At 57.6% G+C, this 22,188-nt stretch carries 15 protein-coding genes and 6 pseudogenes; 11 read left to right on the forward strand and 10 right to left on the reverse strand.

Features of this window, described 5'->3' with window-relative positions; genetic code table 11:
• Positions 1 to 55: 55 nt before the first annotated feature.
• The gene (locus B0G76_RS07535) at positions 56 to 430 is read right to left on the reverse strand and encodes a DUF3564 family protein (RefSeq protein ID WP_116140739.1); all 375 of its coding nucleotides are present in this window, start codon (positions 428 to 430) and stop codon (positions 56 to 58) included.
• A 250-nt stretch (positions 431 to 680) separates the two neighbouring features.
• Complete coding sequence (locus B0G76_RS07540) at positions 681 to 2,069, reverse strand: cytochrome c peroxidase (protein WP_105512250.1); 1,389 nt, start codon at positions 2,067 to 2,069, stop codon at positions 681 to 683.
• Positions 2,070 to 2,686: 617 nt separating this feature from the next.
• Between B0G76_RS07540 and B0G76_RS07545 the strand changes: the two are divergent.
• The 5 genes and pseudogenes from B0G76_RS07545 to tnpC form a co-directional block, all read left to right on the forward strand.
• Positions 2,687 to 3,334: pseudogene (locus B0G76_RS07545) on the forward strand (IS5 family transposase); the annotation flags it as partial.
• Positions 3,276 to 3,572 (forward strand): transposase, encoded by a 297-nt coding sequence (locus tag B0G76_RS44695; RefSeq protein ID WP_409076747.1) that lies wholly within the window; start codon positions 3,276 to 3,278, stop codon positions 3,570 to 3,572. The pseudogene B0G76_RS07545 and the gene B0G76_RS44695, both read left to right, overlap by 59 nt.
• 523 nt (positions 3,573 to 4,095) lie before the next feature.
• A complete protein-coding gene (gene tnpA, locus B0G76_RS07555; RefSeq protein WP_258875517.1) occupies positions 4,096 to 4,503 on the forward strand; it encodes an IS66-like element accessory protein TnpA in 408 nt (135 codons plus the stop codon).
• Positions 4,500 to 4,847, forward strand: coding sequence for an IS66 family insertion sequence element accessory protein TnpB (gene tnpB / locus B0G76_RS07560; protein WP_116140743.1), 348 nt, complete (start codon positions 4,500 to 4,502; stop codon positions 4,845 to 4,847). Before tnpA ends, tnpB begins: the two co-directional genes overlap by 4 nt.
• Positions 4,848 to 4,898: 51 nt before the next feature.
• Positions 4,899 to 6,485: pseudogene (gene tnpC, locus B0G76_RS07565) on the forward strand (IS66 family transposase).
• Between the two features lie 52 nt (positions 6,486 to 6,537).
• On the opposite strand, the gene B0G76_RS07570 reads toward tnpC, so the two are convergent.
• Genes B0G76_RS07570 through B0G76_RS07595 form a run of 6 tightly spaced genes read right to left on the reverse strand, consistent with a single transcriptional unit; the run spans position 6,538 to position 12,658 of the window.
• The gene (locus B0G76_RS07570; protein WP_258875518.1) at positions 6,538 to 7,314 is read right to left on the reverse strand and encodes an aminotransferase class I/II-fold pyridoxal phosphate-dependent enzyme; all 777 of its coding nucleotides are present in this window, start codon (positions 7,312 to 7,314) and stop codon (positions 6,538 to 6,540) included.
• An 18-nt stretch (positions 7,315 to 7,332) separates the two neighbouring features.
• Positions 7,333 to 8,916: a class I tRNA ligase family protein gene (locus B0G76_RS07575; protein ID WP_116140747.1), complete on the reverse strand. Its 1,584-nt coding sequence runs from the start codon at positions 8,914 to 8,916 to the stop codon at positions 7,333 to 7,335.
• A gap of 1 nt (position 8,917) precedes the next feature.
• Positions 8,918 to 9,253: a cupin domain-containing protein gene (locus B0G76_RS07580; RefSeq protein WP_105512248.1), complete on the reverse strand. Its 336-nt coding sequence runs from the start codon at positions 9,251 to 9,253 to the stop codon at positions 8,918 to 8,920.
• Positions 9,254 to 9,269: 16 nt separating this feature from the next.
• Positions 9,270 to 10,049, reverse strand: a complete 780-nt coding sequence (locus tag B0G76_RS07585) for a phytanoyl-CoA dioxygenase family protein (RefSeq protein ID WP_105512247.1) — start codon at positions 10,047 to 10,049, stop codon at positions 9,270 to 9,272.
• A 40-nt stretch (positions 10,050 to 10,089) separates the two neighbouring features.
• The gene (locus B0G76_RS07590; protein WP_116140749.1) at positions 10,090 to 11,331 is read right to left on the reverse strand and encodes an MFS transporter; all 1,242 of its coding nucleotides are present in this window, start codon (positions 11,329 to 11,331) and stop codon (positions 10,090 to 10,092) included.
• A gap of 4 nt (positions 11,332 to 11,335) precedes the next feature.
• Complete coding sequence (locus B0G76_RS07595) at positions 11,336 to 12,658, reverse strand: lysine N(6)-hydroxylase/L-ornithine N(5)-oxygenase family protein (protein ID WP_116140751.1); 1,323 nt, start codon at positions 12,656 to 12,658, stop codon at positions 11,336 to 11,338.
• A gap of 499 nt (positions 12,659 to 13,157) precedes the next feature.
• Here B0G76_RS07595 and B0G76_RS07600 point away from each other — a divergent pair.
• From B0G76_RS07600 to B0G76_RS07615, 4 genes and pseudogenes are all read left to right on the forward strand, one after another.
• Positions 13,158 to 13,444, forward strand: a pseudogene (locus B0G76_RS07600) (transposase); the annotation flags it as partial.
• Between the two features lie 571 nt (positions 13,445 to 14,015).
• Positions 14,016 to 15,302 carry a group II intron reverse transcriptase/maturase gene (gene ltrA / locus B0G76_RS07605; RefSeq protein ID WP_404935323.1) on the forward strand — a complete coding sequence of 429 codons (1,287 nt, stop codon included), beginning with the start codon at positions 14,016 to 14,018 and terminating at the stop codon, positions 15,300 to 15,302.
• Positions 15,303 to 15,368: 66 nt separating this feature from the next.
• Positions 15,369 to 15,623: a group II intron maturase-specific domain-containing protein gene (locus tag B0G76_RS07610; RefSeq protein ID WP_258875751.1), complete on the forward strand. Its 255-nt coding sequence runs from the start codon at positions 15,369 to 15,371 to the stop codon at positions 15,621 to 15,623.
• Positions 15,624 to 15,848: 225 nt separating this feature from the next.
• Positions 15,849 to 16,712: pseudogene (locus B0G76_RS07615) on the forward strand (IS5 family transposase); the annotation flags it as partial.
• Between the two features lie 64 nt (positions 16,713 to 16,776).
• Here the strand turns inward: B0G76_RS07615 and B0G76_RS07620 are convergent.
• Positions 16,777 to 17,877: a porin gene (locus tag B0G76_RS07620; RefSeq protein ID WP_116140755.1), complete on the reverse strand. Its 1,101-nt coding sequence runs from the start codon at positions 17,875 to 17,877 to the stop codon at positions 16,777 to 16,779.
• Positions 17,878 to 18,147: 270 nt separating this feature from the next.
• Here B0G76_RS07620 and B0G76_RS43560 point away from each other — a divergent pair.
• Positions 18,148 to 18,630, forward strand: a pseudogene (locus B0G76_RS43560) (transposase); the annotation flags it as partial.
• A gap of 167 nt (positions 18,631 to 18,797) precedes the next feature.
• Here the strand turns inward: B0G76_RS43560 and B0G76_RS07625 are convergent.
• A complete protein-coding gene (locus B0G76_RS07625; RefSeq protein ID WP_116140757.1) occupies positions 18,798 to 20,096 on the reverse strand; it encodes a cytochrome P450 in 1,299 nt (432 codons plus the stop codon).
• Between the two features lie 498 nt (positions 20,097 to 20,594).
• Between B0G76_RS07625 and B0G76_RS44700 the strand changes: the two are divergent.
• A pseudogene (locus B0G76_RS44700) lies at positions 20,595 to 22,157 on the forward strand (IS3 family transposase).
• The last annotated feature ends 31 nt before the right edge of the window (positions 22,158 to 22,188 follow it).

Genomic DNA, 22,188 nt, shown 5'->3' on the forward strand with positions numbered 1-22,188 from the left:
AGCCGGATTCTACCGCCTGTCTCTTACTGCGACACAACCTGTAACCCAGATTGCGTTAGGAGTCGCCACCGGTAGCGAACAGTCCGTGTTCCGGCTGCGCCCGTTCGTTGTCGATACACTGCACACGCCAATGGCCGGACATCAGAGCGAGGTCGCCTTCCGTGCACCACTGCACGCGTCCGGCTTCACCTTGGAAGAGTCCGTAGCAACAGTCTAGATTCAGTCCTTCTAGAACATATACTGGTGTCCTGTCGTTGGGCTCGCACACTAGCGTATTGCCGCAATCCACGTGCAGCGAGCCCCATTTAGGCAGTTCAAGTCCAAAATGACCTTCGCGCGACCATTGCCGCTTTTCCTTGTCGATCCAGAGGATTGCAAATGCCATCGGATGGGCCCGATTGAACATGTCGAGCTGGACAGTAAGACGCATGAAGATTCTCCGAACATATATTCCGCCAAGCTGAGACGTACCGAGAAAATCGCGGCGCTTGCCACGGAATCACTGACCGAGTGCTCATTGCATCAGCGCATGCGCGTCGTACGTCTATGTCGGGCCACCCGACCGGCCCGTAGGGGTATCGCCATCTCTCCCCAATGCGCCTTGCGGGGAGGATCAGCGCGTGCGCGCGGCCGTTGCAAGGTGCTTTTGTCGCGCCCTAATGTCAGCCGCGGTGGTTGGATCAATGGGTCGCGACGGGTTGGTGCGTACCCGTTAGCGTCCTCAGGAACGCGACGATTGCGTCAACGTCCGATTCGGCCAATTGTTTACCGACCTGATATGTCGCCATGTCACGTACAGCTTCGCGCAGATCGATGCGGCTACCGTCGTGGAAATAGGGCGCGGTCAACTCAACATTGCGCAGCGTCGGCGTCTTGAACGCATGACGATCGAGCGGATCTTTCGTAAAGTTGGCGCGGCCGTTGTCTGCGTCGGTGCGTTCGTAGCCCCGCGCGGCGAAGTAGTCAGCCGCAAGGCCCATCCGTTCGAACGACTGTCCGCCCAGATTCTTGCCAACGTGGCAGGTCGCGCAATGGTTTGCTTTGAATAACTGGTAGCCGCGCAGTTCCTCGCCATTCAGCACATCCATGTCGCCGCGCAGGTAAGCATCGAAGCGACTCGGCGTTAGCAGTGTCGTCTCATATTCGGCGATCGCGTCTGTGATGTTCTCGCCTGACCAACCGTCCGGGTATACCCGCAAGAACTGTTGCGTCAGCGATGAGTCCTGTTTCAGCTTATCGATGATCTCACTCCATGACGTGGACGCCATTTCGACCGGATTCAGCGGTGGGCCGCCGGCCTGCTCCTGCAGCGTGGCGGCGCGACCGTCCCAGAACTGCTTGCGGTTGAGTGCCGAGTTGAACACTGTCGGTGCGTTGATTGCACCCAACTGGCCGCCCACGCCGGACGAAACCTTGTTTCCATCTACGCCACCGATCGCTAGCGTGTGGCAGCTCGCACACGATATCGTGTTGTCCGCCGATAGTCTGACATCGTTGAAAAGCTGCTTCCCGAGCGCGACCTTGCCCGCGTCAGTCGGCAAGGAATGAGGCAAAGGTTGTACCGGCTCGTTAGCGAACTCTGGTGCAACGCCGGGCGTCGCATATGCGCTGCGTCGCTGGGACGCGATCCAGTCGAGAAGCGCACGTTGATCGTAGGCGCTCAAGCCGGTGGTCCAGTGTACGAAGCGAAACAGATTTGGTGGCATTGTGCGTTCGTTCACAACGGTTTCCAGCTTTGCAAGATCGGCTTCGGGGGCCGGTGCGCCACTCTCGAGCGCCGCGTACAGGCTGTCGATGCGGAAGTAGGCGAGGCCCGTCTGTATGTCGTGCTCGGCTAGCTGACGAATGCCTGGTAGCGCGGCATAGTTGGGCAGGATGGTTTTCGTCGAGTGGCAGTAATAGCACGCGTTTCGATCTAACACTTCACGGATGCCGTACGCTTGTGGGGACGCGGCCAGTCTCACGGCCGCTCTTTCCGCATAGTCCTTGTCGTGGATGTACGCGATACCGCTGATGCATAGATAGCCTATCAGCACGACGGCGATCGATACGATCAGAAGTTTCTTCACTTGCTCTCCTGCTTCGACTTTGGTCGGAATTCCATACCGTTTACATCAGGTAGGTCTTGATGTTGATATCGGCTTCAGAGCGATGACGCGTTGATCGTACAGAACGCACAGCAATCGACTATTGCGGTAAATCAATTGCCGAACCGAACGCAGAATGTACTGAGGTTCTCACGTTGAGGGTTCCGAGACACGCGCGAAGGGGGGGGCTGTCTATATAACGGACGGATCCTGGGCGAAATCAGTGACGTAGTGCCATGCCGAAAAGCGTTCGTCGAGTTGTTTGCGGTAGGGGCGGCGCAGTGGATGTCTTCGCTCGGCCTACGCTTGTGCATCTCGCACCGACTATCCGTAGTACTTGGCATTCTCTAGCCACGCAGCTTAAAGCGCGTCGATGTCAGAAGGCTCGCATGCGCATCGTCTATCTGAGCCAAGCCGCGCTCGATCAAACGCGGCTGGAGATAACTGAAGCTTAAGGCTACGCTGAAAAAGGTCAACGGCATTGGTCGTTCAATCGTTAGATGTGGATGAAACAACAGACCCTTGCGATGGCGGCCGATCAAGGCGCCGGATTTGAACAGTACCGTCGGCCAACCAAACGCGATGTGTTCCTTGAGACGATGGAGCAGATCGTGCCGTGGGCGCAGCTGTGCGAGGTTGTCGAGCCGTACTATCCGAAGGGTCAAGGCGGTCGCCCGCCAGTGGGTCTGGAGCGCATGCTGCGTATGCACTTTGTGCAGCACTGGTTCAACCTGGCCGACGAAGCCTGCGAAGAAGCGCTGCTGGATAGCACCGCATTGCGGCGATTCGTCGGGATTGATCTGGGGCGCGAGCGCGTTCCTGATGGTACGACGCTGTTGAAGTTCCGGCGGCTGCTGGAGCGCAACAAGCTCGGCGAGCAATTGTTCGCGAGGGTCGGCGATGTACTGCAAGGGCGCGGACTGAAGGTAGGCACCGGCACCATCGTGGATGCCACCATCATCGGTGCGCCGAGTTCCACAAAGAATGCGGACAAGGCGCGAGATCCCGAAATGCATCAGATGAGGAAGGGCCAGCAGTGGTACTTCGGCATGAAGCTGCACATCGGTGTGGATAGCCAGACGGGGCTGACACACAGCGCGGTAGTGACGGCGGCGAACGTGCACGACAAGCATCCGCTGCCGACCCTGCTGCATGGCGCCGAGCGGCGTGTGTACGGTGACAGTGCCTATGCAAGCCAGAAGGAACTCATCGCCAGCAAGGCACCGAAAGCGAAGGACTTCACCAACCAGCGTGTGCGCAATCGCAGTGGTGAAGTCGATGAAACCAGGCGCTCGAAAAACCGCAAACAAGTCGAAGATTCGCGCCCGGGTCGAACACGTCTTTGCGGTGGTCAAGCGGCTGTGGGGCTTCGTCAAGGTGCGCTATCGCGGCCTCGCGAAGAACGCCACGCGCGCCTTTACTGCACTCGCGCTGGCCAACATCTACATGAGCCGCACGCGGCTGATGGCACAGGTGCGTCCATGAGTAGTCAAAGTGGGTCGAGAGACCCCCTTGCAAGGCCCTTCAGGGCCAGGAAATCGAACCAGTCGGGTCGCTGATCTCGCATTCCGAAATTCAGCGACAAGCTTTTGGCGAAAACGGTGGCTTCTTCAGCGTAGCCTTAAGCGTACACGGGCTGCACCGCACGGTCCATGGTGCTTTCCTTCGACGAGTTTCACATTGTGCTTCCGGCGCACCTCGCGGACCAATTCGGCGGAATCGATGCCTTCGGCAAGCGAGACCCAGAACGAAAATCCACCACTCGGAATCTCGTAATCCGGTTTGCAGAATCGGCAGGCCTGTAACAGCCTATGCATTGCGTCACGCTTGCTCCGGTAGTGCGTCCTTAGGTGTTCGACGTGAGCGTCCAAAGACGACGACTGCAATAAGGCGAGCGCCATATTGCTGACGTAAGCATCTGATTTGTACCGTTCCCCGCCTCGCGTAGAAGATGCAATCATCGTCTGCGACGGACACGAGTGACCGACTCTGTCCACAAACAGCGGGAATGGACACAGTGCCTCAGACAGTCGAGTTACCTGCCAAGCGCCAGAACCGACGGTATCCATTGGAATGGAAACAATCGGTCGTCGAGCAGACGTTTGAACCCGGCGCCTCGGTCGCAAGGGTCGCCCGCGACAACAACATCAACGCCAATCAGGTGTGGGCCTGGCGCAAACTGTACGCTCAGGGTCTGTTGATCGAAGATGCGCGGGCGGAGACCATGTTGCCTGTCGTTGTCGATGTACAGTCCGATCGACCGGCGGCCCGTGCTCCGGAGGCGACGAACGCGCCGGCACCTCGGGAGGCTGCAAAGGGCAGCATTCAGCTTCAACACGGCAATACTTCGGTCCGGATAGAAGGCGTGCCCGATGCCACGGTATTGCGCCTGGTCCTCGAGCGGATTCTGCGATGATCGGGCCGCCTGCAAACACACGGATCTGGATCGCTGCCGGCGTCACTGACATGCGCTCCGGCTTCAATTCGCTTGCGGCAAAGGTACAGATGGTGCTTGAGAAGGATCCATACGGCGGCCATGTTTTTATCTTCAGGGGGCGTCGTGGTGATCTTCTAAAGGCGTTGTACTGGAGCGATGGCGGCCTATGTTTATTTGCGAAGCGTCTTGAGAAGGGGCGCTTTGCATGGCCTCGCGCCGACGCGGGCGTCGTGGCGTTGACCACCGCTCAACTCTCGCTCCTGCTCGAAGGGTTTGACTGGCGACAACCGGTCGACGCGGCACGACCGCGCAGTGCTTTGTAAACGTCTGTTACCCGATGATCCGCGTGCAGCAGATAGTCGTAAACTGTCGTCATGGATCTGACCGATGCCGACCTGCCCGACGACGTTGATGCGCTGAAGGCGCTAGTGCGCGCGCATGCGGCGTCGGCTCATGCAAACGCGAAGCGGGTCGTTGAATTGCAGGACCAGCTCAGCTCCCGCGTGATCGAGATCGAACATCTGAAGCTGATGCTCGCCAAACTGCGCCGCATGCAGTTCGGTCGCAAGTCAGAGAAACTCGATCGTCAGATCGAACAGCTTGAGCTGCGACTTGAGGACCTGCAGGCCGATGAAGGTGCGGCCGCCCAGGCTGATTCGAAGAAGGCGCAACAACGCCGCGAGAGGGGCTGTCGCAAACCGCTGCCCGATCACCTCGAACGCAAAGAGTATGTGCATCGACCCATCGAGGAAAACTGCCCGGAATGCGGTGGCACACTCAACCCGCTGGGCGAAGACGTATCCGAACAGCTCGAATACGTGCGCGCACACTTCCGCGTCATCCGTCATCGTCGCCCCAAATTCGCCTGTTCGTGCTGCGACTGTATCGTGCAGGCCGCAGCGCCGAGCCGGCCGATCGATCGTGGCCTGCCGGGTCCGGCTTTGCTCGCACACATCACGACATCGAAGTTCGCGTACCACATCCCGTTCTATCGCCAGTCCGTCATGTACGCGCGCGACGGCGTCGAGATCGAAGCGGGCACCATGGGCCACTGGCTGGGCAGTCTGAGATGGCTGCTCAACCCTCTGGTCGACGCGGTGCGCCGCCACGCGCTTGGTGGCGCCAAGATTCACGCCGACGACACCCCGCTGCCGGTGCTTGCGCCGGGCAATGGCAGGACGAAGACCGGCCGGCTCTGGGTGTACGTGCGCGATGATCGGCCCAGTGGTTCGGACGAAGCGCCAGCCGTCTGGTTTGCCTATACGCCAGATCGTCGCGGCGAACATCCACAACGTCACCTTGCCAACTTCACCGGCGTACTGCAGGCAGATGCGTTCGCCGGTTATGCAGATCTTTACCTCGGCGGTCAGATTCGCGAAGCAGCGTGCATGGCGCATGCACGTCGAAAGCTACATGATCTGCACGCTGTTCGGGCATCACCGATCACCAGTGAGGCACTCGAGCGCATCGGCGCACTCTATCGCATCGAAGAGCACATTCGTGGCAAGCCGCCTGAAGAACGACAGCGCGTTCGCCAGGAGAAGGCTGTGCACTACTCGATGACATGAAACGGTGGTTCCAGACGACGCTTCTCACACTCTCCGCGAATCGGACACCACCAAAGCGATCCAGTATTCGTTGAATCGCTGGCCTGCGCTGGTCTATTACTGCAGTGATGGTCAGGCCGAGATTGACATCTGATTGCCGAGCGCGCATTGCGCGGCGTGGCAATCGGAAGACGGAACTTTTTATTTGCCGGTGCGGACTCAGGCGGAGAACGTGCAGCCGCGATGTACAGCCTGATCGGATCTGCCCGCATGAACGGCGTTGATCCCGAAGCCTACCTGCATTACGTCATCGAGCGCATCGCCGATCACCCAGTGAATCGCATCGACGAACTGTTACCCTGGAACGTCGCTCCTTTGCTGCCCGCCGCCTCACACATCGATCCCGTTCGCTAGCAGCCGATCCTCTCGCGCGTCAACAAAATCCGCGACGGTGTAGGTCCAATGCTTACTTGCTGACAATGGGACTCACACCTCCATCGCATTTCAGGTGGGCCAGGCGGTCGACAATTTCCGGCTCGGCCAGCACCCAGCCTAGGCGAAGCCCGGGGCCTGAGATTTTGGAGAAGCTATGCACATTGATGATGTTGCCACCCGCCTGCAGAACCTCGGGTGACGCGCCATCGTAGGGCAACTCGCTATAAACCAGGTCCTGCACCAGCCGCACGCCGTTGCGGGACAGTAGAGCCTCCACCTCGACCATATGCCGGTGTGCAAAGTATCGTCCAGTCGGATTGTGGAACGCCGGAGTGGTGTAGTACAACTTGGCTCGCCCCTTTGCGTGCAGCAATGCTTGTTCGAGCAGATCGAGGTCGACACCCAAGGAATCCGCACCTACTTGAACCACCGTCGCGCCCGCAATAGAGAAAATGCGCAACGCGCCGAGATAGGACGGGTCTTCGGTCAGCACGACGTCTCCTGGGTCGATAAAAGCATCGGCGAGCAGTTGCAGGGCTTGTGAAGCGCCGTTCGTCAGAATGACATTGCCACGCGCCATCCGGTACCTTTGGCCAAGCTGTCCGCGCAGTTCGGGAAGGCCATGGGCGTCGGTGTACTGCGGTAGGTCGGAGATGCTGACGCCCGTCTCGACGGTAAGCGGGTCCGGCCATTGCAGGCGGGCGAACGTCAAAGGATCGGGAAGCCCATAGGCGAAGTTGACTGTGTCCTTGCCTGAGGTGTGGTCGAATACCCCATAACTGAGCGAAGTGCGACTGCGCATCGACATGACTGGCTCCATCGTTGGTTACGCGGCATCGACAGCGCGCTGGAAGCGCGATTGATATTGGCGGATGAACGAGTCGGCAATTGGCATTCCGAACGGCGGAAATTCGGCCGTTGCTCTGGGAGGCGTAGCCGATAGCGTGGCGTTTGCGCCGAGTGCCGGTGTCCAATTCTCGCCAAAGAACACGTTTCCATAGCGTTCGGCCAGCACTGGCATCACGGGATGGAGCATGCTCAGAAAGACGGATACGTGCACCGGCCGCCACGTTTCCGGGCTCGTGCCGAAGCCCGTCGCGACGAAGTATTCGTCAATCAGATCGAGGGCGTTCCAGAAGCGTACCTGGTCCATCGCGGTGATATAACGTTGGACTATGTCGTCGTGCGCCGGCGTAAGACCGCTTCCATCGACATTCGCCGAGTGCAGTGAATCGCGGCGGAGGGCGCTTTCCCACGCAAGGATGTGCGAAGCCGACCGGATCAGTTCGCCGATCTGGAAATCGTTATTGTTGGTGCCGAACGGCTTGGCAATCCGAGCGAGCGCATAGCGCAACACACTCGGGTCGACCTGCCGGGATACTTCATCTGCCCAGAGTGCATGGTCGCGGCTAGTCGAGAATTTCTGGCCCTCCAATTTATAGAAGTCCTGGATCGAATGATTTGCCGGAAGCGGATAGCCACGCGCAAGCAGGCTGCCAGCCACGCCGATGGTGTAGTAGAAGCGGTTATCTTGGCCCATGAAAAACAGGAGGCGTGTATCGGGGTCGCGCATCACGGTGTCGTAGTTGACCTCGTCGCGCGCGCACTGCAAGCGGATCCCCGTCTCGAAACACCAAAGCCCTTCGAACCACGTCATCAATGTTTGCCCCGCAATTTTCGCGGGTGCTTCAAGTGTCACACCCCGGTCGAAAATGCGCGACATAGGCAGTGGCCGCAATTCGTCACGCAACCATGCACGCGCTTTACGCTGGATCGTTTGATCCCATTCACTCCCCTTGATCGCATCGTCAAGCATGGCTGCCATGCGAGGAATGTCGAAAACAGCCTGTTCGATGGGGCGAAGCGATAGCGGTTTGCCGCACGACGTGTGGACTGGCGTTCGCAACTTCGAGTGCTGTTGCGCCAAACCGCAGTTTTCGCACAAGTTGCTGTCGGTGGACGCATCGCACGCGGGGCAGAGGCCGACGGCAAGCGAATCGGCCACGAACTCGTCACAGTTTTCGCAGTAGAGTTGATGGCCATTACGCACATCAATGTAGCCTGCAGCTTCCAGCTCGCGAAAGATCTTCAGACTGTTCTGCTTATGCGTAGCGTCCGTTGTTCTGATGAAGACATCGGGCTCGATGTGCATTGCCCGCAAGCAATCCGTTATCTCGTCAATATGCAACTGCGCGACTTGGTCAATCGGGCGACCGAGCTTGCGCGCCTTCACTACTGTGTAGGTGCCATGCTCGTCCGCACCTGTGACGTGGTAGGCGCGGTGACCTCTCATGCGTTGAAAGCGAACGAAAAGATCGGTGAGCAGATAGACCCCGCCAATATGGCCGAGATGCAGTTTTCCGTTCGGGCAGGGCGGTGCGGGGCAAACGAAAAAAGTGCGTGTGTTCACGTTAGTCCCACCATATCGATAGAAATTTCAGGCTCGCCGCCGGATCGGCATTGCGAATCGCGTGCTCCTGGTTCGGCTCGATATAGAGCAGTGTTGAATCTGCGACTGGCCGCGCCTGACCATTCACCTCGAAGACTCCCTTGCCTGAAATGAGTATCCACAGTTCATGCTCGGAATGGGAGTGCAGATCGACAGCGCCCGCCGGCACGACCTCAACAATCGACGTGCCGAACGCTGTTGTCAGGCCAGCCGGCAGATGTTCGAGCAGCCGGCAAACAAGAACGCCGTTTTCCGGCCGCATCGTGGATTGGTCAATCTGCTTTGTGTACACGCACATCCTCCGGTGAATTACATCAGGTACGATAGAAAATGCCATTTGGCGGCTTCAGATCCTGGATATCCGATTCCTTGTCTTCGGGTGGGTTGTAGGCACGCTTCAGTTTGTTGTATTCCGTACGCGTGGGGCCACCAGTTGAGGCGCGCTGGAACACCAGATAGAGCGTACGGCGCGAACGATTGCTTTTGTTGGGCTGCGAATAGTGCGGCGCGTAGTCGTCGAAGACGAAGATGTCGCCGGCCTTCCAGGGCACGGGTTCCCACTTGAACGTCTCGGCCACCTCCGGATGAATCACGCCGCCGGCGTCCATCGGAAACACACCTTTCTGATGGTTGCCCGGACTGAAGAACAGGCCGCCGTTGTCCGGATCGGAATCGTCGATGCCGATGGCGACCACGGCATGCACCATGCGTTGAGGAATATTGTGCGGGATGTGATAGATGTCCTGATGCGGACGATAGCCGCCGCTGTCCGGGTACTTGAAGATGAGCAGTTCCTTGAGCATGCGGGTATCTTCATCGAGAAGCGATTCGACGGCAGTCTGGATGCGCTTGTCGGCCAGCAACAGGTCGCGCAGTTCGTTGTTGAAATCCAAAAAGTTCTCTATCTTTGAAACGATCCTGCGGTCATCCTCGGTCTTCTCGAACCACATCATCCATTTGTTTTCGCTGATTTCCCAGCGCGAGACATCGTTGACCAGAGCAGAAATCTTTTCGCGGGTGACCGGATCGAAAAAGCCCTCCACTTTTAGATATCCATCTTCGTGCCACTTGGATTTTTGCGTTTCATTCAGCATACGAACCACCTCGTTAAAGAACGGAGTTTTCAAGGAGAAGTCAGGCGGCGAAATGCACCTTCATGCGCATGACGCCGAGTAGCACCACATTAGCGAGTACGGCGCCTAGCAGGACGACGAGCATTGCATCGGCGCCGAAAACGTGAATCAGGGCGCCACATAGGAAAGGGCATCCGAACAGACCGATGAAATAGGCAAGCGTAAAGATTTGCGAAGTCACGGGCACCGAAACGCCGTGGTCTCCGGCGAGGTTCGCGGCCATGCCGTTCAGGGTCGAGTAGCTCAGTCCGTAGCCCGTGGCGAACAGCGCGGTAGCGACGATATAAAGCGTCGTGCTGCCGTGGTTCAACAGGAACAGTACGAGCGAGGCGCCGGTCAGCAAAAACAATACGAGCGCCAGTCGGTCGGGCTTGATACGTCCCATGGTTCTCGCGAGCGACAAGCGCAGTGCCACGCTGGTTGTCGTGAACGTCAGGAAGAACAGGTCTGGCCTGAGGTTACGCGAGACGGCATAGGGTGTCTGGTAAGTCGCCAGCCCGGCGAAGACACAGGCTGCCAGTGCGATCATTGCGATCGGCACTGCTGTTCGTGCCGTGAGCAGGGCCAACGTGTCGGTCGCGGTAATGGCCACGCGCGTCATCGGCAAACAGGACCCATCCCTCATCGCCTCGCTGGCGATCTTGACGCAGACTGCCGCCACCGCGCATGCCGCAGCGAACAGAAGGTAGGCCAGCGCGATCGAGCCGGTATGTTGGGCGATCAGGCGGCTCAAAGGCGCCGCCATGCCTAGTCCGGCCATTTGCGTGCCGGAGACGAAGGTCAGGTACTGGATACGTGCGTCGGGGCACAGATGATGGATGATTTGCAGCGGCGCGAGTATGAAGAACACGGACCACCCAGCGCCCAACAGCAAACCGCCTGCATAGACGGCACGAATGTTTATTGGCGCAGCGGCTAAGCAGAGCATGCTGCCTGCCATGACGAGCGAGGCCAGGGCGATGGTCGGCATGACACCGATACGCTGGGCTATGCGCCCGGCTACGCAGCAGCAGATCATGGTCGAGACCATGCCGCTCGAAATCACGGCGCCGGCGACATCGCTCTTCATGCCTAGGGATTGCAGGTACTCGGGCAGGAGAAAACTCGTCCCGTACGAAGCGGCGATCACCAGTGACGCGATCAGAAACGGAATGAACGCCCGTAATTGCAGGGATGCCGGCAAGTGCTCGGGGTGCGAGATCGCACGCTTGCCAGTCGATAGATAAATGGAGGAGTCAGTCATCCGCTTACGCCACTGCCGGCCGGCGCGAGGCCTGAGCCGCGTCGCACAGTATTGATCCTGCTTCAGTCTCCTGATCCTCAAGGCTGTCGAGCAGTTGCCGGTCCGGAACATCCGGATAGAAGGCAAGACCCAGCAGACTGTTGATGATGCGACTGTTCCTGTACGCGACCAGCGAAAGATTGACGCTTTGCAGGCCATGCTGCACGCGGCTTTGGTTTTGCAGATACACGGGACCGGGCATTGGCGCATCGAAGCGCACGGCGTAATCGGGATCGAGCGTTGGCAGACCGTCTTCAAGGCTTGCGCCGTCGAGCAGCTTCTGAACGAATGGTAAATGGCGCGGCTGAAAACCGGTTGCCAGGATGATTCTGTCCGCGCTTATGCCGTTGCGCTGCGACGTGACCCGCGAGGTCAACCCGATGTGCCAGCGACCGCTGCGGCGGGTGATCTCGTCCATTGTCACCGAAGGCAACAGACGAAAGCAGTCGGCTAGCGTGCCATGGACGCTGCGTTCGTACAACGCTTCATAGAGCCGGTTGCACAGGCTGGCGGAGATGCCGTCGCTGGTGAGCTTTTCGCTTTCGACAATGGCCCTGCGCTGCTGGATCGGCAGCGTGTGAAAGCTTTGGCTATAACTGGGCATGTATGCTTCATTGACAAATGCGTTGTCGTCCATCGCAAACAGATTGGCGCGCGACGTCGCCCAAGTGATCTTGTCGGGACCTGACTCGGTCAGCATGTGCTCGACGACTTCCGCGCCGCTCTGCCCGCCGCCCACCACCAGCACATGTTCGTCTTCGCTGAAAGGTTTCCGGTTAAGGTAGTCGTCTACGTGATAGACCGTCTCGCCAACCACCTGCCGCGCACATGCCGGCACCTTGGGTTCGACGCCGACCCCGACCACTACCGCGCGCGCATGATATGTGCGCGCGGTAGTGGTCACGCAATAGCCCTTATTGCAAGGCCTGATATCGATCACCTCCTCGCCAAATCGAAGCGTGTCCAGGCATTGCGCGACCCATTGGTAATAGTGGGTGAACTCACTTCGCGATGTGCTGTTTCCACTTTTATTCACGAAGCTGTACAGGCGTCGATGTACAGAGAGATAGTTGAGAAAGGAATATGGGCTTGTGGGATTTACCAAGGTCACACAATCCTTGAGCGGCGACACCTGGAGTTGACTTTGGGTCAGCATGAGCCCGGGATGCCAGGAGAATTCTATGCGCTTCTCAAAGAAGAGCGCTCGCAAACCGGTGGGCTGAATGAGCGCCGCGAGGCTTAAATTGAAGGGTCCAATACCAATACCGATGACGTCTAGCATGTCCATAGGAAGGTTGTTCCGCCGTTAGAGGGAAATGGGCCAGCCGATATAGTGCAGCGCAATTCCCGTGGACTAAGATTGAGGCGGTCGTACCGGCGTACTGCGTAGCCGATGCCCGCTGCAGGAAAACGAAAACCGTAGATGACGATCGCTTTTCTTCCCAATGGCATTCTGACCAGCACTATGCTTGGTTTGACATTACCTCGGGCCGCCTGAGTGAATCATACGAGGAATTGAGAAGCTGAACACTTTGAATATACGCAAACCTTGCGGTGCGTCAATTGTCCACGCGGCGTTGTCGGATTCAGACGCCGGATCACCCGCAGTCCAAAGAGAGAGTTGTCACGCTGCTCAGTGGTTCGGATAACATCCGGGACTCAGAACATCGAATCTGTCTATCGTGGTCATCGCTTGCGGCGATCGTCATCAATCGCGTCGTGCGATGGTGAGGTTGGCTGAAAAAGTGGACGCCAACATTCCGTAAAATTGAGGAATGGAGGTATTGATGAACCGAATCCCCAAGGCTGTGTACACGAAGGAATTTCGTGAAGAGGCAGTAAAGCTGGTAATAGCCGATTGCCTCGGCGTCTTCGAAGCCGCGTATCGATTGTCAATTTCGATGAAGACATTAGCAAACTGGGTTCGTGCTGCAAAGGATGGCAAGCTGGAGAATGTTGGGCAGCATCAGAGACCACTGACGGAGGTCGAGGCCGAGCCGGGGCGGGGCGGGTCAAGCGGGAATTGGCCGAAGTAAAAATGGAGCGCGATTTATTGAAAAAAGTTCGTAACGTGTGTGCTATGAAAGCTGTTTGATCGATGAGGGCAGGCCCCTCGATGTCGTCTTTCAGGAGAAGGCATCAAACCACTTCAAGCTGCTGTGGTAAAGAGCCATGGTGGTGAGCGTTGAAGAAAAGGCGCAGTGAATGCGTCAGGTACGGAATAACGAGACGAGCGCAAGCGAACCGTCGATGAGGTGTCGATAGCTTTTCCCACCCGTCGTCAAAACCAAGGTCCACGTTGCATCCCGGGATAAACCAAGCGGGAGCCTGATGACTGGCTTGGTGGCGACCGGCATATAGACGGCGTGACGTTACTCCAGGCGATTGAACGGAACATAGGAACCTGTCATTCCGGTGCGAAGGGAGAAGCTTGATTTGAAAGACTCGAAGAAGGCGAGAGTACCGATGCGGGATACAGGGGCGGAGCATTTCGTAGTAGCGATGAAGCCTCGTAACGGGGGTGGAGCGAAGGGAATGCGTCATCCGGCAAGACTTGTGGGCCAACCAGAGAATGGGATGAGCCGATGAGTCGAGTCAGGCCGTTTGCAATAACGAAGCAGTCTGTGTGGACAGCATGGCTTCAGGTGAAAGCGAACCATGGCGCGCATGGTGTGGACGGGCAAACCATCGAGGCATTTGAACAGCGGCTTGGAGGCAATCTGTACAAGCTGTGGAGCCGGATGTCTTCAGGGAGCTACTTTCCCCCGCCGGTGCGTGGCGTGGAAATTCCGAAGGGCAATGACAAGCACCGCAAGCGCTTGTTGGGAATTCCCACAGTGGCAGACCGAGTTGCCCAAGCGGTTGTACGCAATTATCTTGAAGCGCAGGTAGAGCCCTGTTTCCATCCGGATTCCTATGCTTACCGTCCTTCCAGATCGGCGCTGGATGCGATTGCTGCTGTCCGGAGTCGTTGCTGGAAATACGACTGGGTACTGGAATTCGACATCAAAGGTGCGTTTGACCACGTCGATCACGAGCTCATGATGAAAGCGGTGCGGCAGCATGCCCGTTGCACATGGGTGGAGCTGTACGTCGAACGTTGGTTGACGGCACCAATGATGAGGGGGCAGGAAATGGTGTCGCGGACGCAGGGCACGCCGCAGGGTGGTGTCGTCAGCCCGGTACTGTTTAATCTCTACATGCATTATGCCTTTGATACCTGGATGGCGAGGCACTTTCCGGACACGTCCTTCGTGCGGTACGCCGACGATGGATTGGTCCACTGTAAAAGTGACGCCGAAGCCAGACGGTTGCAGGAGGCAATCGGTGGGCGTCTCAAGGCCTGTGGCCTGGAACTGCATCCTGAGAAGACGAGGATCGTGTACTGCCGGGATGGGAATCGCAAGCAGGACTATCCCTCCACGAGCTTCGACTTTCTGGGATACACCTTCCGTGGCCGGCTGGCCAAGAGCAAGCGCGGCATCTACTTCAACAGCTTCAGTCCCGCGCTCAGCAGCAAAGCCGCGAAACGCATTCGCGAGAAAATGCGGATGTGGGACATCGGCCGCTGGACGGATGCTGGGATTGAAGACATTGCCGAGCGGGTCAATCCAGCCCTGCGCGGATGGTGGAACTATTACGCGGCGTTCTATATGAGCGTATTCAAACGTGTGATCGGCCACTTCAACGACATTCTGGCGAAATGGGCGGCGCGCAAGTACCGTCGATTCAAACGAAGTCGTGCCAAGGCTCGGACGTGGCTCAGGCAGTTGGCGGCGCGCGCACCGGATCTGCTGTATCACTGGTGGGGGTATTGCCTCCGGCTGGATGACAAGAGCCGTATGAATCGAGAGGTTCACGTACGGATCTGTGAGGGCCTGGCGGGGAAGTTCCTCCGGGCTACTCGACACTTCGCGAAGGAGTCGCGGTGAAGTACGGCGTCTCATCAATGCGTCCAGCCGCTCCCAGTTGATCAGGTCAGCCTGAAACATCCGTTGGTGCGGTTGGTGCGACTGATCAACCCGGTGCTGCGAGGCTGGGTGAATTACTTCGCTGTTGGACAGTCCAGCGAGTGCTTCAACTTCATCAAGGACTGGGGGGAGAAGACGATTCGACGCCACATGGGTCGATCCCGGAATCGTCGGGGCTTCGGCTGGAAGAGGTGGAGTAGGCGCTGGCTATATGACGAATTGAAGCTGTTCAACGGCTACCGGGTTCGTCGTGCTGCCGCACTGAAAGCGTCCCCGGCATGATAGGTCCCATAAACCTTGACGTGAAGCAGGCAGGAAAGCGAGTGCGGGAAAGCCGCATGCTGCGTTTGACGTGGCGGGAGCTGGAAACGTGACCATGGCAACCGGATTGAGGCCCACCGCGAAAGCGAGGGAGAAGCCACCGGGGCCTACCGTGCGCGCGCCAGTTCTCGACCCTACCTTAGAAGGGGGCGGCGGCGCAGCAATGCGCTGCTGCTACCTGACGAGAAGGCGATTGCCCATCCAACCGATTCACGCCTGCTCGAGCGATGTCGCGAACATCTGGTGAAGGCGGCGGCACGGCACGGCCTGAAGCTGAGGCAGAACTACAACCGCGAGGCGCCGTATCTGGGGCTGCAGATTGGTCGCTACGCTCACGCGAAGCAGTACAAGCGCATGAGGAAAGCACTGCGCACGCTGCGTTCACGCGTCGGACGGGTGATGCGCGATGTGGAGCGACAGGTCGCCCAGGTGGCAGACCCAGAACGCGCTGCATTGGTGGAGCTGATTGGCCGCACGAAGCGCATCCTGTTGCAGAAGCTGAAGGACAAGAACAAGCTCTATGCGCTGCACGCGCCGGAAGTGGAGTGTCTGGCCAAAGGCAAGGCGCGCAAGCCGTACGAATTCGGCGTGAAAGTGTCGATCACGACGACTCACAAGGAAGGACTGGTAGTTGGGATGCGCTCGATGCCGGGCAATCCGTACGACGGTCATACGCTGGCTGAAGCGCTGGAGCAGGCGACAATCCTGTGCGACATCACGCCGGAAGTCGCGATCGTCGACCGTGGATACAAGGGTGTCGCTGTCGACGGCGTGAAGATCTACCACCCGGGCTTGCGGCGCGGCATCACACGCGGACTACGCGCGATGATCAGGCGACGCAGCGCAATCGAGCCAGCCATCGGTCACATGAAGGCTGACGGGAAGCTCGGCAGAAACTGGCTCAAAGGCGCGCTGGGTGATGCAATGCACGCGGTGTTGTGCGGCGCCGGCCACAACTTGAGGATGATCCTGAGGAAGCTACGGCTTCTTTGTGTCTTTATTCTGGCTGCCTTGCTTGAGCGCCGCACTGCTGCGGTCCCATCGCCGTAACGCCGGTGGTCGCAAAGCGAATTGTTCAGGACGGGCTAATTAGCCACCGATTTTCAACTTTAATCTAGAAGGTCGTTCGCATTCCGAATCTAAGCACGCGTGCCGTGGTGTTGGGGTATGCCGGTTCCCCGTAATATAGGGCTTGCCCCAACGTGTAAGTGGACCCATTTTTATTTTTTGTTTGTGCGTACCCGATATATATACTGGTTTGTTTAAAAATAGAATAAAAAACACCTAATCCAACAATGTACGAGTTTTTTGACTGAGTAATTCCATTCGAGGTGTCAATCAATTTTATAACTTGTGCCATTAAAACGGTCGAACGTGTAATTTGGTAGCTCACTCCCAGATTGACAATTGCATACCGCCACGAATTATTAAACGATGCTGCGTCAGTTATGATTGAATAGTCATCTTTAGTGTACCCGAGATACACTCTTACCGGCCCAATCCCATAGTTACCGCCGACACCCCGTGCTTTGTAATATCCCCGATCCAATGCGTCCCTCTGATAGACATATCCGGCATGAAACGTTGCGGGGCCATTGGTGTAGTTGATTGCCCCGCTAAAAGTTGTTCCACCACTTGTAGATTTCGCAACACCGCCGAGACCGTACATCAACCCGACCGAGAATCCATAAATTTTCGGAGATGAGTAAAGAACGGAATTATTAACGCGGCACGTAATGACCTCGGTAAGGAGCGTAGCTTGGACGGTACCATTAGGCAAAGTGCGATCAACGTCCCAGACGCTCCCTCCTAAGCCTCCTAAAAAAACGTCGTTGTCACTCATAGCAAGAAACTCTGGCGAGTATTGGCGACCAAAAGTCAAAGTCCCTTCAGAACCTTCGAAGCCAACATACGCTTGCCGGCCGAAAAGTGCGCCGCCCTGCTGTATGGTGCCGGTATTAGGCGCGAAACCACTCTCAAGTCTGAAAATAGCTTTGTATCCGTCGCCGAAGGCTTGGCTACCCATAAGGCCAAGCCGCGATCCGAACGTGCCGCCATTCGACATTTTAGTTAAGGTTCCTCTGCCCTGATTTGAGATATCAGTGAGAACGTCTAATGCTCCATATAGCGTGACGCTACTCTGCGCACGGTTTGAATCGCAGCACGCTAATCCAAAAAACACTCCCATCACCACTGCGCATACTGATTTTATCATTTGGAAGCCAAATCTCTTTTTGCTTCTGATGAGCCAATATCGTGGTCATTGAACAAATCCGACAGAAAGTGGAGTTGCATGAAGTAACAGCCAAATCTATGCCATGCGCACTCCGTTATTTTCTTCACGCCTCGATAATTGAGAATTGGGAATCTAGGCCCGGCATGATTTTCCAAGTTGCAGTTGTGAGCCGGGGGCACCGGGCTTGGTGGGGCAGGTGATCGCTAATAGGAGTTCAGCCGGAACATCGGTAGGCCATCCGGTACGTGAATGCGGAGACCTGCCGCCGATGTTGCAGACCGAACCGTGCAACGTCCGAAGCCCTCGATGCATGAAAAGCCAACAACGTCGCTTAGTCGATCCATTCATGAGCGTTGACGTAGGCAAAGGCCACCATCACCCCGTAGCCCTCGGCCGAAACCGAAAGCGTTGGTACAACAAAGCGCCGGCCCGACGATGAGACCAAGCTGTGCACTCATCTCCGAACTGAAGACGTTCGGTGAACTTTTTTTCGTCGTAGATCACGCTCACCATCGAAGCATTGTCCGTGGCAGTTGCTGTTGACCTTGGTGTCCTAGTCGCATCCTTACCAGCCTCACTATGCGCCGCATTGCCGACCTGCTCGATGGCAATGCCTAGATTGACGCGCGCGATGCCGCTGTCATTGCTATAGCCGCGCGCTCAATGCCGCTTACACTGCACTGCCTCCGACTGGCTAACGTACTGCTCGCCGAAATCGCCATGCTGTGCGGCCGCCACAACCCACGCTGCATGCAGAGGTGCGCAAAGAGGACGCTCGGTTCATCGTCAAGCCCGAGCTCATATTCGGCTTCACGCCGGGACCCGTACGTAGCCGCCTGGTAACTTCCGCAGTGAAGGCGGAGCCTCAAGGGTTCACTCCAACTACAGACTCCGGTGGGTCAACGCGGATGCACCACGCAACGAACTGTAAGATGCTTTGGGCCGCTCACGAAGCTGGACGCAACGAATTCGATTTCGCCCGCCGGCTCGATAAGCCGCAACCTCGGGACCAGTTCCTCAAACAAGATGCGCATTTCCATGTTCGCGAGATGCTGACCCAGGCACACGTGGGCGCCGGCGCCGAAAGCGAGATGCCTGTTCGGTTTGCGGTCGATATTGAATGCGAATGGCTCAGGGAAGACCTGCTCGTCACGATTTGCCGAGCCATAGCAGAGCATCAGCCAATCGCCCTTGCGGATTGTCCGGCCCCGGACGTTGGTGTCGGCAGTCGCCGTACGCATGAAATGACGCACCGGCGATGCGTAGCGAAGGGTTTCGTCGATAAACTGCGGAATCAGCGAACGATCCGCCTGTAGTCGCGGCAGTAGCTCAGGGAAGCGGCTCAACGCCCACATTGCGACCGATATGGACGACGAAACCGTATCATGTCCTGCTGCGGCGATGATCACGTAATAGCCAAGACGGGTCGCTTCATCGATAGGCTGTCCGTTGATCACCGCGTTGGCCAGCAAGCTTGCGATATCGTTACGTGGGTTCTTCCGGCGGTCTTCGGTCAGGCGGTCAAAATAATCCTTGAAGTCGGCCACAATGGACAGCAGGGCCTTGCCCATCGCGCTGCTCGCATCGCCTTGGCGCTGCACTTCGCGCTTGTATTCGGCATCCTCGCTTCCGAACATCTCCTGAGTCAACGTCAACATGCGCAGGGAATCTTCCTGCGGAACGCCGAGAATATCCATGATCACGCTCAGTGGGAAATGCAATGCAAAGTCATTCGCAAAATCGATCACTTGCCCGTTGTGATGCAACAGCTTCGCGATCGTTATATTTGCCAGCGATCGAATGCGGTCGTCAAGCTCGAGAATGCTGGTAGGCATGAACCACGACTGCGTCAGCGCGCGTAGACTCTTGTGCTCGTCGCCGTCGACGTGCACGAGTGATCGGGCGATGTTTGGACTACCGGTGGTGGAAATGACATGCTCGATCGACGCTCTTGGCCTGCAGACGACAGAATAGTCGCCGTTGTGAAACAAGGCATTTTCTCTTGAAATCATGGAGACGTCGGCGTGTTTCGTGACCACCCAGAACGGGTCATGTCCATCCGCCATGGCGCGCCCGACGGGGTTGTTTGCACGCGCCCAAGTATAGGTTTCATGGAGGCGATTGAGGTTGGTATAGAACTGCGGATCAACCAGATGGTTTGCTATGTCTTTCGGTAGGTCGTAATTTGGCATGCTCATGATATTGATAGTGCGGTTTGTTGGTGGGCGGCACGATCCAGGCAAGAGAAGGGCGCCTCTTCCTGCCCCATTCCGCTATTGGGCTCTCCGCGGACTCAATGACTGGTCTCAACTTTTGACGGTCGCTCGCTCGCGTGTACTGAGATCCTTCCCACGGACTTTGAAGTAGCATTCATGTATAGAGCTTGCTGTCATCCGAGATCTACATATTGGTCCCCCGTTGACGCAGGCACTGCAGCGTTCGCATCGGTAATGTTGTGGGTGAACTGGCGTGACGGACGTCGATATCCGCCCGTCGTATTGCTTCATACTATTCGCTGCCTCCCTGTGTACCCTTAATCTAGGTCAACTCTTCTTGGTTAAGTGTTCACTCAGGTGGTCCTTGAGGGCTACTGTTTGTCGGGCCGGTGCGCAACAATCCCCCGGCGTCATAGTTGTCGCTTCTGAATTTCTTTATCAAGAAGAGTCAGAGGTGCAAGTTGAAGGCGAAACAGACGTATTCTGTCGGGTTCAGGGAGCAGGCGCTCTCGAAGGTCCTGCGGGGGCAACCGAACGGTTGGAACTGTAGCGGACGAATTGAACGTGAATGTTTTGACATTGACGAAATGGATGGGAGGTGCAGCCGCCGCGAACCGGAGCTCGAGCTCGGGACATGCAAAGCGTCCGGATGACTGTTCGCTGGAGGAACGGCTGATGGCCTTGCAGGAGAGCCACGGGTTGGTCGACGAATCGTTGAACGGCTGGTGTCGTGAGCGCGGCCTGTTTGCGCATCATCTCGCGCAGTGGCGAACGGACTTCTGCGCCGTTGGTGGAATCGGTGGTAGCCGGCGCGAGAGCGCACCAGGAGGTGCGGGATCTGAAGCAGGCCAATCTCCAACTGCAGCGCAATTGAACCGCAAGGAGAAGGCGCTGGCTGAAGCTGCAGCGCTACTGGTGCTGCAAAAAAAGTACCGCGCGCTGTTCGAGGGCGAGGCCGAATGACGGGCCCTGAAGAGCGCAAGACATTGACCAGCCTGATCAGCGAGGCGACCCTGGCCGGGGCTCGCCAGGCACACGCGTGCAACATGCTGGGGCTTAGTAGTGCCCGGACAGTTCAGCGCTGGCAACGCGGCAAACCTGACGCGGCGGACGGGCGCTCGTTACGGCACCACGAGGCATGTCACAAGCTTTCTGCCGACGAACGCGCCGAGTTGCAGGTGGTCGCGAACTCGGCCGAATTCGGTCATCTGCCGCCAGGCCAGATCGCGTCGCGACTGGCAGACCAGCAACGCTATCTCGCCTCCGAATCGACGTTCTACCGGATACTGAAGGCCGAGAAACAACTCGCCCACCGGCGCAGCGAACGGCCGGCCACGCTCGCAGCAAACCGCATTCCGTTCGCGCCGACGCGCCGAACCAGTTGTATTCCTGGGATATCGCGTATTTGCCGACGACGATCCGTCGGCAGTACTTTTATCTATACCTGTTTCTGGATGTATTCAGTCACGCAAGATCGTCGGTTGACAGATCTATGCGGAGGAAAGCAGCGCGCTGGCCAGCGAGGTTCTCAGGGACCTCTGCGCGCGTGAAGCGATACAGCCTGACTGGGTGATTCTGCATTCGGATAACGGCGGCCCGATGAAAGGCACGGCGATGCTCGCCACACTCCAGGCGCTGGGTGTCATGCCGTCGTTGAGTCGCCCGGGCGTGAGCAACGACAACCCCTTATTCCGAGTCGCTGTTCAAGCCCCTGAAGTACCGGCCCGCTTACCCGCTCAAGGCGTTCGATACCTGTTCGTCGCGCGCACCTGGGTGGGCGCACTGGTGCGCGGGTACAACGACGAACATCGTCACAGCGCGATCCTGTTCGTGACGCCGGCGCAGCGTCATGCCAACCTTGATCAGGACATTCTGGATCGGCGCATGGCGCTCTATGAGACTGCCCGGCAACGCAATCCGCTGCGATGGACAGGCCGCACGCGCAAGTGGCAGCGCATAAGTACTGTGCATCTGAACCCGGATCGAACTCACAACCTGCCAGGCACTCCGCAGCGCGATAAGCAGGAGCGAAAGACCGTCTGAACTCTAAACGTTGAGGCAACAACTACCTTGA

Source organism: Paraburkholderia sp. BL23I1N1, from assembly GCF_003610295.1.
Classification (GTDB): domain Bacteria; phylum Pseudomonadota; class Gammaproteobacteria; order Burkholderiales; family Burkholderiaceae; genus Paraburkholderia.

What these genes read in the sequence shown, in the direction of transcription:
- B0G76_RS07620 (WP_116140755.1), bottom strand. Translation starts at nt 17,877, where the DNA reads ATGATAAAATCAGTATGCGCAGTGGTGATGGGAGTGTTTTTTGGATTA.
- B0G76_RS07580 (WP_105512248.1), bottom strand. Translation starts at nt 9,253, where the DNA reads ATGTGCGTGTACACAAAGCAGATTGACCAATCCACGATGCGGCCGGAA.
- B0G76_RS07625 (WP_116140757.1), bottom strand. Translation starts at nt 20,096, where the DNA reads ATGAGCATGCCAAATTACGACCTACCGAAAGACATAGCAAACCATCTG.
- B0G76_RS07595 (WP_116140751.1), bottom strand. Translation starts at nt 12,658, where the DNA reads ATGGACATGCTAGACGTCATCGGTATTGGTATTGGACCCTTCAATTTA.
- B0G76_RS07535 (WP_116140739.1), bottom strand. Translation starts at nt 430, where the DNA reads ATGCGTCTTACTGTCCAGCTCGACATGTTCAATCGGGCCCATCCGATG.
- tnpA (WP_258875517.1), top strand. Translation starts at nt 4,096, where the DNA reads ATGGACACAGTGCCTCAGACAGTCGAGTTACCTGCCAAGCGCCAGAAC.
- B0G76_RS44695 (WP_409076747.1), top strand. Translation starts at nt 3,276, where the DNA reads ATGCAAGCCAGAAGGAACTCATCGCCAGCAAGGCACCGAAAGCGAAGG.
- B0G76_RS07590 (WP_116140749.1), bottom strand. Translation starts at nt 11,331, where the DNA reads ATGACTGACTCCTCCATTTATCTATCGACTGGCAAGCGTGCGATCTCG.
- B0G76_RS07585 (WP_105512247.1), bottom strand. Translation starts at nt 10,049, where the DNA reads ATGCTGAATGAAACGCAAAAATCCAAGTGGCACGAAGATGGATATCTA.
- B0G76_RS07570 (WP_258875518.1), bottom strand. Translation starts at nt 7,314, where the DNA reads ATGTCGATGCGCAGTCGCACTTCGCTCAGTTATGGGGTATTCGACCAC.
- tnpB (WP_116140743.1), top strand. Translation starts at nt 4,500, where the DNA reads ATGATCGGGCCGCCTGCAAACACACGGATCTGGATCGCTGCCGGCGTC.